Annotated in this window: 12 protein-coding genes; 7 read left to right on the top strand and 5 right to left on the bottom strand. The window is 64.7% G+C overall.

The genetic code is table 11. From position 1 onward, the window contains the following. Positions 1-138 precede the first annotated feature (138 nt). A complete protein-coding gene (gene bfr / locus GW587_RS22390) occupies positions 139-612 on the bottom strand; it encodes a bacterioferritin (RefSeq protein ID WP_166106814.1) in 474 nt (157 codons plus the stop codon). 228 nt (positions 613-840) lie between these two features. Between bfr and GW587_RS22385 the strand changes: the two genes are divergently transcribed. Continuing rightward, positions 841-1,377 carry a pyridoxamine 5'-phosphate oxidase family protein gene (locus GW587_RS22385; protein WP_166106813.1) on the top strand — a complete coding sequence of 179 codons (537 nt, stop codon included), beginning with the start codon at positions 841-843 and terminating at the stop codon, positions 1,375-1,377. 2 nt (positions 1,378-1,379) lie between these two features. Here the strand turns inward: GW587_RS22385 and GW587_RS22380 are convergent, their stop codons facing one another. Further along, positions 1,380-2,102: an energy transducer TonB gene (locus tag GW587_RS22380; RefSeq protein WP_166106812.1), complete on the bottom strand. Its 723-nt coding sequence runs from the start codon at positions 2,100-2,102 to the stop codon at positions 1,380-1,382. 1 nt (position 2,103) lies between these two features. After that, on the bottom strand, positions 2,104-2,328 hold the full coding sequence (locus GW587_RS22375; RefSeq protein ID WP_166106811.1) for a (2Fe-2S)-binding protein: 225 nt from the start codon (positions 2,326-2,328) through the stop codon (positions 2,104-2,106). Positions 2,329-2,540: 212 nt separating this feature from the next. On the opposite strand from GW587_RS22375, the gene GW587_RS22370 reads away from it, so the two are divergent. The 3 genes from GW587_RS22370 to GW587_RS22360 are packed head-to-tail and all read left to right on the top strand — an operon-like array spanning position 2,541 to position 4,983. Then, on the top strand, positions 2,541-2,807 hold the full coding sequence (locus tag GW587_RS22370; protein WP_166106810.1) for a FeoA family protein: 267 nt from the start codon (positions 2,541-2,543) through the stop codon (positions 2,805-2,807). Positions 2,808-2,810: 3 nt separating this feature from the next. Next, on the top strand, positions 2,811-4,709 hold the full coding sequence (feoB, locus tag GW587_RS22365; RefSeq protein WP_166106809.1) for a ferrous iron transporter B: 1,899 nt from the start codon (positions 2,811-2,813) through the stop codon (positions 4,707-4,709). Between the two features lies 1 nt (position 4,710). Continuing rightward, positions 4,711-4,983, top strand: a complete 273-nt coding sequence (locus tag GW587_RS22360; RefSeq protein ID WP_166106808.1) for a DUF6587 family protein — start codon at positions 4,711-4,713, stop codon at positions 4,981-4,983. Between the two features lie 3 nt (positions 4,984-4,986). Here GW587_RS22360 and GW587_RS22355 read toward each other — a convergent pair whose 3' ends face one another. Together GW587_RS22355 and GW587_RS22350 are read right to left on the bottom strand one after the other, a co-directional pair. Next, positions 4,987-6,504, bottom strand: a complete 1,518-nt coding sequence (locus GW587_RS22355; RefSeq protein WP_166106807.1) for a serine hydrolase domain-containing protein — start codon at positions 6,502-6,504, stop codon at positions 4,987-4,989. A 17-nt stretch (positions 6,505-6,521) separates the two neighbouring features. Continuing rightward, positions 6,522-8,132: an FMN-binding glutamate synthase family protein gene (locus tag GW587_RS22350; protein WP_166106806.1), complete on the bottom strand. Its 1,611-nt coding sequence runs from the start codon at positions 8,130-8,132 to the stop codon at positions 6,522-6,524. A 150-nt stretch (positions 8,133-8,282) separates the two neighbouring features. Between GW587_RS22350 and GW587_RS22345 the strand changes: the two genes are divergently transcribed. Genes GW587_RS22345 through GW587_RS22335 form a run of 3 tightly spaced genes read left to right on the top strand, consistent with a single transcriptional unit; the run spans position 8,283 to position 10,232 of the window. Beyond that, positions 8,283-8,954, top strand: coding sequence for a glutathione S-transferase family protein (locus GW587_RS22345; RefSeq protein ID WP_166106805.1), 672 nt, complete (start codon positions 8,283-8,285; stop codon positions 8,952-8,954). Between the two features lie 50 nt (positions 8,955-9,004). Then, on the top strand, positions 9,005-9,778 hold the full coding sequence (locus tag GW587_RS22340) for a 5'-3' exonuclease (RefSeq protein ID WP_166106804.1): 774 nt from the start codon (positions 9,005-9,007) through the stop codon (positions 9,776-9,778). Between the two features lie 28 nt (positions 9,779-9,806). Further along, the gene (locus tag GW587_RS22335; RefSeq protein WP_166106803.1) at positions 9,807-10,232 is read left to right on the top strand and encodes a response regulator; all 426 of its coding nucleotides are present in this window, start codon (positions 9,807-9,809) and stop codon (positions 10,230-10,232) included. The last annotated feature ends 50 nt before the right edge of the window (positions 10,233-10,282 follow it).

The raw sequence follows: 10,282 nt of genomic DNA, 5'->3' as shown, positions 1-10,282 counted from the left end.
GGTTGGTTAGCCTTCTGAATGAAGAACGGCCCGGTCGAAGCTTCGACCGGGCCGTCAAGGGCAGACCTAGAAAATATGACGTTCGCGTACTAAAAAAATCTCCTTAACTGAACGGCATTACCCCGTGGGGCGTTTTTTTTACTCTTCGTTCATCTGGCTTTGCAGGTAATTCTGGATGCCGATCTTGCCAATCAGGTCCAGCTGGGTTTCCAGCCAGTCGATGTGCTCTTCGGTGTCTTCCAGGATCATCAGCAGCAGATCGCGCGAGACGTAGTCGCCGGCCTTCTCGGAGGCGGCGATGCCTTCCTTGACGGTGATGTGCGCGGCTTTTTCCAGCTTCAGGTCGCAGCCGATCATTTCTTCGGTGTTCTCGCCGATCATGATCTTGTGCATGGCTTGCAGGTTCGGCAGGCCGTCCAGCATCAGGATGCGGTCGATCAGTTTGTCGGCGTGCTTCATCTCGCCGATCGATTCTTCGTATTCTTTCTTCGCGATCTTTTCCAGGCCCCAGTGGCGGTACATGCGCGCGTGCAGGAAGTACTGGTTGATCGCGGTGAGTTCGTTGGTCAGCTGAGCGTTCAGCAAACGGATAACTTCTTGGTCGCCCTTCATGGGAGGTCTTTCTGAAATGGTTGCGGGAATAGCCGCATTTTGCCACGAACCGCGCCCCAACGTGTAGCGATTACTCCGGAATTTCGCGGAAAATGTGCTAAATCACGCGTAACGAGACGGGTGGTGCTAATGAAAACAATTAGCGTTCGCAAGCGCGTGTGTGAGGCAGCCCACTGAGTGCGGGCGCGGTCGGCGTTAGGATGGGGATTCACTCAACAGGAGCTCGCCATGGATTCGATCAACGCCCAACAAACAGAAACCAATCACCAGGACTTGATCGGCGAAGACGCCGTCAAGAAGATCAAGGATTTCGTCGACAGCACCTCCGGCTGCTTCTTCTGCACCAACGACGCGGCCGGCGGCCCCGGCGACGCGCGCCCGATGACCGCGCTGCAGGTCGATGAACTCGGCAACCTGTGGTTCATCAGCGCCTCCGACAGCCTGAAGAACATGGAGCTGGCGGCCGATCCGGCGGCGACCCTGTACTTCCAGGGTTCGGCGCATTCCGAGTTCATGCATCTGGAGGGCATCGCGACGGTGTCGCGCGACCCGGTCAAGATCAAGGAGCTGTGGAGTTTCACCATGAAGACCTGGTTCACCGCCGGCGAGGACGACCCGCGCATCACGGTGATCAAGTTCGCGCCGACCTACGGCTACTATTGGGACACCAAGCACGGCAAGGCGGTGGCCAGCGTCAAGATGCTGATCGGCGCCGTGATCGGCAAGACGATGGACGATTCCATCGAGGGTCGGCTGGATCTGTAAAATCAGCCCAGCTGGAAGTTGATCGGCACCAGCGCGTACACGGGGACCGGCTTGCCGTCCTCGAGGTACGGCTTGTACAGCGCGCGCAGCACGGCCTGGCGGCCGGCTTCGTCGAGGTTGGCGGAGCCGGACGACTTCTGGATCACCACCTGTTCGGCCAAACCCTTTTCACCGATCAGCACGCGCAGCGTGACGGTGCCGCTTTCGCCCATGCGGCGGGCGATGCTCGGGTAGACCGGTTGCGGGGCACGGATGTATTCGACGCCGGAGACGGTCTTCGGCGTGGACGGCGCCGGCGGTGCCGGTGGCGCGACCACCGGCGACGGTGCGGCGGTCGACGGCGTGGCTTCGGCCGCGCGCGGTTGCGGCGGCGGCAGCGTGATGGTCGGTTCGGTCTGGACGATGTTCAGTTGCGGCAGCGGCGGCACGAAGGTCGGCGTTTTCTGCACCACCGGCACCGTCTTCGGCGGCGGCGGGGTTTGCTTCAACGGTTCCGGCGAGGCGACGAAGGTGATGTTGACCACTTGCGGCATCAGCGCCTTGGTGACATTGCGCAGCATGCCGGAGTTGATCGCGTAAAACAGCACGGCATGACCCAGGACGATCGCTGCGAACGGTGCGAACTTGCGGCCGTTGCTGCGCCATTGCGCCTTCAGCTTGCGGGCGATGCCGCGATCGTCGCCGGTCAGCGCGGAGGCTGACAGGCCGTAGGTCATTGTGTTCATATTAGTTGGTGAAGACCGGGCGCTTGAGCACCGTCTCTTTGATATCGGCGCTTGCCTGGATGGCGGCCAAATGTTCGTTGAGGATTTCTTCGGCACAGGAGAAACATTGACCGCAGCAGGTCGCGACGCCCAAATCGCGGCGCAGTTCTTCCATCGACGTTAATCCCAATTCCACGGCTTGACGGATTTCACGATCAGATATGTTATTGCAAACACAAACAATCATCGATACACCTTCTGGCTAGGCTAAAAAAAAGTCTGAATGACATGATTGCGTTCTACTTAATGCGAATCATTATCATTAATCGTATACTGCCTCAAATCTGAGCGGGATGCAAGCGCAAATAGAAGTAATTCGCATTACCGTTTATAATGCTAGTATCTTCTTTCCGGCGAGAACGCGATCTTGCAGTTCGCCGGTCCTGACCGGATTCGCTCATGACGCACGCTGTTCCCCTGATCACCCTGGACACGCTCCAGGTCGGCGCCGCCGCCACCGTGGTGCATGTTTCTCCCGGCGACATCGCCGACGATGGCGCGGATTTGTCGCGCCGGCTGATGGAACTGGGCTTCGTGCCCGGCGAAAAAATCCGCATGCTGAAGCGCGGCATGCCGGGCGGCGAACCGCTGGCGATCAAGGTCGGCAACTCCACCTTCGCCTTGCGTCGCTTCGAAGCGGCGCTGATCTCGATTCAACCGGAATAAATCATGGGCGCCGTAGAAAAATCCTTGCCCGGACTCCCCGTGCAATCCCGGACGCCGATGGTGGCCTTGCTGGGCAACCCGAATTGCGGCAAGACCGCCTTGTTCAACCGCCTGACCGGCGCGCGCCAGAAAGTGGCCAACTACGCCGGCGTGACCATCGAGCGCAAGGAAGGTTCGTTCAATTCGCCCGAAGGCCACGCCTTCCGCGTGCTGGACCTGCCGGGCGCCTATAGTTTGTCGGCGCACACGCCGGACGAGGAAATCACCCGCGACGTGGTGGCCGGCAAGCGCGCCGGCGATCCGGCGCCGGACGTGGTGGTGTGCGTGGTCAACGCCACCAACCTGCGGCTGAACCTGCGCCTGGTGCTGGAGATCAAGCGCCTGGGCCTGCCGATGATCCTGGCGCTCAACATGGTCGATGTCGCCAGCAAGCGCGGCATGCGCATCGACGCCGACCGCCTGGCGCAGGAGCTGGGCATGCCGGTGGTGGAAACCGTGGCGGTGCAGGCCGGCGGCGAGAAGTCGCTGCTGCGCGCGCTGGACGGCATGTGGCCGCTGGCGGCGACCCAGCCGCATCCGTTGTCGGCGATCGACGCGGTCGGCGTCGAGGAGACGCAGCGCGAAGTGCGCCGCATCCTCGAGCTGGTCAGCAACGACGTCAACGACAGCGGCAACCTGAGCGAAAAGATCGACAACGTGGTGCTGCATCCGGTGCTCGGTCCGGTGATCCTGGCGGTGCTGATGTTCCTGGTGTTCCAGGCGGTGTTCAGCTGGGCGGCGACGCCGATGGAGATGATCACCGCCGGGGTCGAACACCTGGCGGCGTGGATGACGGCGTCGATGCCGCCGGGCTTGCTGCACAGCCTGCTGGTGGACGGCGTCATGGGCGGCGTCGGCGGGGTGCTGGTGTTCCTGCCGCAGATTCTGATTTTGTTCTTCTTTATCCTGTTCCTGGAGGATTGCGGCTATCTGCCGCGCGCGGCCTTCTTGCTGGACCGGCTGATGGGCGGTGTCGGCCTGTCGGGCCGCGCCTTCATTCCGCTGCTGTCGAGCTTTGCCTGCGCGATTCCCGGCGTGATGGCGGCGCGCACCATCCAGAACCGGCGCGACCGGCTGGTGACCATCATGATCGCGCCGCTGATGACGTGCTCGGCGCGGCTGCCGGTGTATGCGCTGATCATCGCCGCCTTCATTCCCGACCGCGAGGTGGCCGGCTTCATGAACCTGCAAGGGCTGGTGCTGTTCCTGCTGTACTTCGCGGGCATCATTTCGGCGATGGCGGTGGCGTGGGTGATGAAGCGCTTCATGCACACCAAGGCGCACCAGGCGCTGATGATGGAGCTGCCGGCCTACCACTGGCCGCATATGCGCAACCTGGGCCTGGGCTTGTGGGAGCGCGCCAAGATCTTCGTGACGCGGGTCGGTACCATCATCCTGACCTTGACGATCCTGCTGTGGGTGCTGAGCTCGTTCCCGGGTGCGCCGGAAGGCGCGACGCATCCGCCGATCTACTACAGTCTGGCCGGCATCATCGGCCGCGGGCTGGAATTCATTTTCGCGCCGATCGGCTTCAACTGGCAGATCTGCATCGCGCTGGTGCCGGGCATGGCGGCGCGCGAAGTGGCGGTCGGCGCGCTGGGCACCGTGTACGCGCTGTCGCAGAGCGGCGACGAGGTGGCGCAGGCGCTGGCGCCGATCATCGGTTCGACCTGGTCGCTGCCGACCGCGTTGTCGCTGCTGGCGTGGTATGTGTTCGCGCCGCAGTGCATGGCGACGCTGAGCACGGTGCGCCGCGAAACCAACAGCGTGCGCTTCGCGTGGCTGATGGCTGGTTACCTGTTTGCGCTGGCGTATGTGGCGTCGTTCCTCACGTACCGCATCGCGTTGGCTTTCGGAGGTTGATATGTGGCAGCAAGTGATCGTGGGGGTGATCGTGGTGGCGGCGCTGGCGCATTTCTGCAGCAAGTACCTGCCGGCGGCGCTGCGCCGGCGCATCGTACATGCGTTGAGCCAGCGCGGCTTCGATCAGGCGCGGCTGGCCAGGGTGTTCAACACCACGTCCAGCTGCGGCGACGGCTGCGGCAACTGCGACTCCAACAAAAGCGCCAAGGCCGCCGCGCCGGGCGACGCGTCCAAGCCGGCCAAGCGCGTCATCAATCTGCGCGTCCAGCGCTGATCCCTAGGGCGCCTTCTGCTGCAAGTCCAGGGTCTGGATGCGCGGTGGCAGCGTCGGCGTCAGCAGCAGCGTGCCGGTCACCTGGCCGTGCTCGCATCGCCAGACGAACTCGCCGGCCAGCGCGCCTTTGGCGCTGAGCGGCGACGCGGTGTCGCAGGCGCCCACCTTCTCCTTCAGGCCCGCCAGGTCGCGGCGCCAGCCGGCCGCGTCGCGGTCCAGCAGGAAGTTCATCGCCAGCTGGTCGGCGGCGACGGCGATATCGCCCTGCTGATAAATGTTCCCTGCGGCGCGGTAGGCGGTGGCGACGTCGCTGCTGACCGGCGTCGCACGGCGTTTCAGGTAGCCTCCCTTGCTGAGCACCATCGCCGCATCCCACACCGGGGTGGCGGAACCCGAGTAGCTGCGGTTGGTGAAGGCGAAAAGGCCGACGCCCATGTCCGGCAGCAGCAGCACGTGCGATCCGTAGCCGGGATAGCCGCCGCCGTGGCTGAGCGTCAAGCCCAGCTCGCAATCGACCGCCGCGTTCATTCCCATGCCGTAGGCCGACGCCTGGCGGCAGCTGTCGGCGCCGCTGTGGCCCAGGCGCTTGCGCAATTGCGCGAAGTTCGAGCCCTGCGCCAGTTCGCGCACCGTGGCGCGCTTGACCGGGCCGGTGTCGGCGCCGTCGCGCGGCGGCCAGGCCGACAGCAGGTAACCCACCCACTTGGCGTAGTCGACCGCGCTGGTCTGCACCCCGCCCATGGCGCCGAACGCGCCGTGCGCCATCGTCGGTTCCAGCGTCCAGGCGTTGTCGGCCCAGTGGTAGCCCTGCGCGCGGCGTTCGGCCGGCGCGGCGTCGGCGACGAAGCCGGAGGACGTCATGCCCAGCGGCCGCATCAGCGTGCTGGTGATGGTGTCGGCGAACGGCCGGCCGGAGACGTTGCTGATGATGCGGCCCAGCAGCGCGTAGCCGAGGTTGGAATATTCCATCGTCACGCCGGGGGCGTTGCTGAACGGGACGCCGCCGCGCAGCAGCTGGGTGAACGCGGCTTCCGGCAACGGCGTCTGGCGGTCGCCCCACGGATCGTCGGTGACCAGGCCGGCGCTGTGGTTCAGCAGGTCGCGGACGCGGATGCGCGGCGAGTCGTCGGTCGGATACTTCCAGTTCTTCATTTCCGGGACATAGGTCTCGGCCGGCGCGTCCAGTTGCAGCCGGCCGTCGTCGCGCAGCTTCAACAGCGTCAGCGCGGTGAAGGCCTTGGTCATCGAGGCGATGCGGAACAGGCTGTCCGGCGTCACCGGCCGATTCGTTTGCAGATCCTGCACGCCCAGGCCGCGCACGTAGACCAGCTTGCCGTCGGCGACGATGCCGTACACCAGGCCGGGCACATGCTGGTCGAGCGCGTAGTCGGCGAAGATGGCGTCGATCCTGGCGTACAGCGCGGCGTCGCGCTGCTCGTCGGCGTGGGCCGGCGCTTGCGCTTGCGCGTCGATCAGGGCCGCGGCGGCGGCGAATAGGATTGCGAATGTGAATCTGGACATGCCGACTCCCGGGTGGATTAACAAAGTGGATTGAACGATTCCGCCTGTGCCATCGGCCAGTACAGGCCGAACACCGGCGGCAGGCGCGCCAGCTGGCTCGGGTCGAGCAGTTCGCCCGGCTCCAGGTACGGCAGCAGCGCCGAGGCCAGCTTGACCTGGTGGTCGGAGATGCGCCGCACCAGGTGGCGCGGCTTCAGTTGCGACGGGTGGGTGGCGCCGGCGGCGGCGATCAGCTGCGCCAGCGCCTTCAGCGTGTTCTCGTGGAAGTTGGCGACGCGGCGGATCTTGTCCGGCACCACCAGCGCGCGCTGGCGGGCCGGGTCCTGGGTGGCGACGCCGGTCGGGCAGCGGTCGGTGTGGCAGCTTTGCGACTGGATGCAGCCCAGCGCGAACATGAAGCCGCGCGCCGAGTTGCACCAGTCGGCGCCGAGCGCGATGGTGCGGGCGATGTCGAAGGCGGTGATGATCTTGCCGGAGGCGCCGACCTTGACCTTGTCGCGCAGGTTGGCGCCAACCAGCGTGTTGTGCACCAGCAGCAGCGCTTCCTGCAGCGGCGTGCCGACGTGGTCGGTGAACTCGACCGGCGCGGCGCCGGTGCCGCCTTCGCCGCCGTCGACCACGATGAAGTCGGGCACGATGCCGGTCGCCAGCATCGCCTTGACGATGCCGAAGAATTCCCACGGGTGGCCGATCGACAGCTTGAAGCCGGTCGGCTTGCCGCCGGACAGGGTGCGCAGGCGGTCGATGAAGGCCAGCATCTCCAGCGGCGTGCTGAAGGCGGAGTGCGACGACGGCGAGATGCAGTCCTCGCCCAGCATCACGCCGCGCGTGGTGGCGATCTCGATCGTCACTTTCGCGCCCGGCAGCACGCCGCCGTGGCCGGGCTTGGCGCCCTGCGACAGCTTCAGCTCGATCATCTTGACCTGCGGCGTGGTGGCGTTGGCGATGAAGTTGGCTTCGGAGAAGCTGCCGTCGGCATTGCGGCAGCCGAAGTAGCCGGAGCCGATCTCCCACACCAGGTCGCCGCCGTGCTGGCGGTGGTAGGGGCTGATGCTGCCTTCGCCGGTGTCGTGCATGAAGCCGCCGGCTTTGGCGCCGCCGTTCAGCGCCAGGATGGCGTTGGCCGACAGCGCGCCGAAGCTCATCGCCGAGATGTTGAACACGCTGGCCGAATACGGTTGCGCGCGCGGGCAGTCGGGGTGGTTGCCGATCTCGACGCGGAAGTCGTGGTGCTGTTCCGGCGCCGGTTTGATCGAGTGGTTGATCCATTCGTAGCCGGGGGCGTAGACGTCCATCTGGGTGCCGAACGGGCGCTTGTCGGTGTCCATCTTGGCGCGCTGGTAGACGATGCTGCGCTGGTTGCGCGAGAACGGTTCGGCCACCGTGTCGTCTTCGAGGAAGTATTGGCGGATCTCGGGGCGGATCGATTCGAAGAAGAAGCGGAAGTGGGCCAGGATCGGGTAATTGCGGCGCAGCGCGCGCTTGGTCTGCAACAGGTCGGTGATGCCGACGAGGGTCAGCGCGGCGGCGGCGACGGCGATTTCCCACGGGGCCCGCAGCGCCACGGAGGCGAGCAGGGTGACGATGGCGGCGATGAGGACAAGGTAACGCGGTGACAGGAAATTCATGAACACTCCGGTGGCGGCAGGCTGGCGTCGAGTGTACTGTGCTTTCCCATCGGAATCCATCGGTCCGTGGAGGGGGCGGCGTAAACGCGGCAACAATGCTAAGCTGGCGGCATCGCGGCGCACGGCCGTTCTTTTTTTCGGGAACCTGACATGATCGTTGTCCACCATCTCAATAATTCGCGCTCGCAGCGCGTGCTGTGGCTGTTGGAGGAACTGGGGCTGGCGTATGAGATCGTGCGCTACCAGCGCGACCGCAAGACCATGCTGGCGCCGCCGGAGCTGCGCGCCATTCATCCGCTGGGCAAGTCGCCGGTGATCAGCGACGACGGCATCGTGGTGGCGGAGTCGGGGGCGATCGTCGAGTACCTGGTCGAGACCTATGGCCATGGCCGCATGGTGCCGCCGGCCGGCACGGCGGAGCGGCGCCGCTGGACCTATTTCCTGCATTACGCCGAGGGCTCGGCGATGGCGCCGTTGTTGATGAAGCTGGTGTTCGACCGGGTCGAGACCAGTCCGGCGCCGTTCTTCGTCAAGCCGATCGCGCGCGCCATCGCGCAGAAGGTCAAGGGCACGTACATCCAGCCGCAGATCGAGATGCATCTGGATTATCTGGAGGCCGAGCTGGGCAAGTCGCCGTGGTTCGCCGGCGCCGAGTTCAGCGCCGCCGACATCCAGATGAGCTTCCCGCTGGAGGCGGCCGCCGCGCGCGGCGGTTTGAACGCAAGCCGTCCGAAGCTGCTCGACTTCCTGCAACGCATCCACAGCCGCCCGGCCTTCCAGCGCGCGCTGGAGCGCGGCGGCCCGTATGAGCTGTTGAAGTAAACAGCGGTGCGGTAGAATGGCGGCTTGATCAAGCCCGGATGATGTTGAACATGGGTAGACTCCTTGCCATCGACGGCCTCAATATTGTGCGCCGCGTCTACGAAGCCAGCCCCGAACCCGATAGCCCCGAAAAGGCCGAGATCGCGCTGCGCCACGCGCTGTCCTCTTTCCGCAAACTGGTCAACGACCATGAACCGACCCATGTGCTGCCGGCCTTCGATTTCGGCGGCCGCACCTGGCGTCACGATCTGTATGCCGGCTACCGCGAGGGCCGCGCGCCGATGCCGTCGCCGCTGCGCGAGGCGCTGCCCGGGTTCTACGAGAAGCTGCAGGGTTTCGGCCTGCACGTGGTGTCGCTGCCCGAGGTCGAGGCCGACGATGTGATCGGCACCGTGGTGCTGCGCTGGTTGGCCGACGGCCGAGGCGAGGCCACCGTCGCCAGCACCGACAAGGATCTGCACGGCCTGATCGCGCAGGGCGCGCGGGTGTGGGACCACTTCAAGAGCGAGTGGCACGACCATGCGTGGGTCGAGCAGAAGTGGGGTGTGCCGCCGGAGCAGCTGCCCGACCTGCTGGCGCTGATGGGCGATGTCACCGATTCGATTCCGGGTGTGTCCAAGGTCGGCGTCAAGACGGCGGCGCGACTGTTGCGTACTTACGGCACGCTGGACGGGATCATGGCCGGCGCCGGCATTCTGAAGGATACGCTGGGCGAAACACTACGAAAAGAACGCGAAATGCTGTATCTTTCTCGACAATTGGTGCAATTGAAAACAGACGTGCGGGTCGGCGTGACCTGGAACATGCTGGCTTGGGAAAGATAAGCGCGTCTATAAATACAAGGTTTGCAAGATGTTAAAAGCGGTGATTATCGATTCCAGCGCTGTCGCGCGCGGTTTGCTCAACACCGTGCTGACCGACGGCGGTTATGACGTGGTGGGCCAGGCCCACACCTGCGCCAACGGTATGGCGCTGCTGATCAAATACCAGCCCCACATCGTCTGCATCGCGCGCGAGCAGATGGAGAGCGGTGAGGACGTGGTGCGGGAGATTAAAACCAACTGGCCGAAGACGCTGATCTTCATGGTGTCCAGCGAATTCGATGCGGCCACCATCCAGGCGGCGCATGCGATGGGCGTGAGCGGCTTCATCGTCAAGCCGTTCAAGGCGGACACCGTGCTGAATACGATCCGCAATGTGGTGATCGCGATGGTCAAGCGGCAGCGCGCGGCGCTGGCCAAGGATGGTCCGGAGCTTCAGCCGGACGCCGAGGCTTAACCCGCAAGGCATCCCGGCTTGGGAACCGGCGCGTAGCCGCATGGGGTCGG

This window comes from Duganella aceris (assembly GCF_011090165.1).
In the GTDB taxonomy this organism is placed as follows: Bacteria; Pseudomonadota; Gammaproteobacteria; order Burkholderiales; family Burkholderiaceae_D; genus Rugamonas; species Rugamonas aceris.
Note: the sequence above shows the minus strand (reverse complement) of the source record. Positions and strands in the feature narration are given on the sequence as shown.

What these genes read in the sequence shown, in the direction of transcription:
- GW587_RS22340 (WP_166106804.1), top strand. Translation starts at nt 9,005, where the DNA reads ATGGGTAGACTCCTTGCCATCGACGGCCTCAATATTGTGCGCCGCGTC.
- GW587_RS22345 (WP_166106805.1), top strand. Translation starts at nt 8,283, where the DNA reads ATGATCGTTGTCCACCATCTCAATAATTCGCGCTCGCAGCGCGTGCTG.
- bfr (WP_166106814.1), bottom strand. Translation starts at nt 612, where the DNA reads ATGAAGGGCGACCAAGAAGTTATCCGTTTGCTGAACGCTCAGCTGACC.
- GW587_RS22335 (WP_166106803.1), top strand. Translation starts at nt 9,807, where the DNA reads ATGTTAAAAGCGGTGATTATCGATTCCAGCGCTGTCGCGCGCGGTTTG.
- GW587_RS22355 (WP_166106807.1), bottom strand. Translation starts at nt 6,504, where the DNA reads ATGTCCAGATTCACATTCGCAATCCTATTCGCCGCCGCCGCGGCCCTG.
- GW587_RS22385 (WP_166106813.1), top strand. Translation starts at nt 841, where the DNA reads ATGGATTCGATCAACGCCCAACAAACAGAAACCAATCACCAGGACTTG.
- GW587_RS22380 (WP_166106812.1), bottom strand. Translation starts at nt 2,102, where the DNA reads ATGAACACAATGACCTACGGCCTGTCAGCCTCCGCGCTGACCGGCGAC.
- GW587_RS22370 (WP_166106810.1), top strand. Translation starts at nt 2,541, where the DNA reads ATGACGCACGCTGTTCCCCTGATCACCCTGGACACGCTCCAGGTCGGC.
- feoB (WP_166106809.1), top strand. Translation starts at nt 2,811, where the DNA reads ATGGGCGCCGTAGAAAAATCCTTGCCCGGACTCCCCGTGCAATCCCGG.
- GW587_RS22360 (WP_166106808.1), top strand. Translation starts at nt 4,711, where the DNA reads ATGTGGCAGCAAGTGATCGTGGGGGTGATCGTGGTGGCGGCGCTGGCG.
- GW587_RS22375 (WP_166106811.1), bottom strand. Translation starts at nt 2,328, where the DNA reads ATGATTGTTTGTGTTTGCAATAACATATCTGATCGTGAAATCCGTCAA.
- GW587_RS22350 (WP_166106806.1), bottom strand. Translation starts at nt 8,132, where the DNA reads ATGAATTTCCTGTCACCGCGTTACCTTGTCCTCATCGCCGCCATCGTC.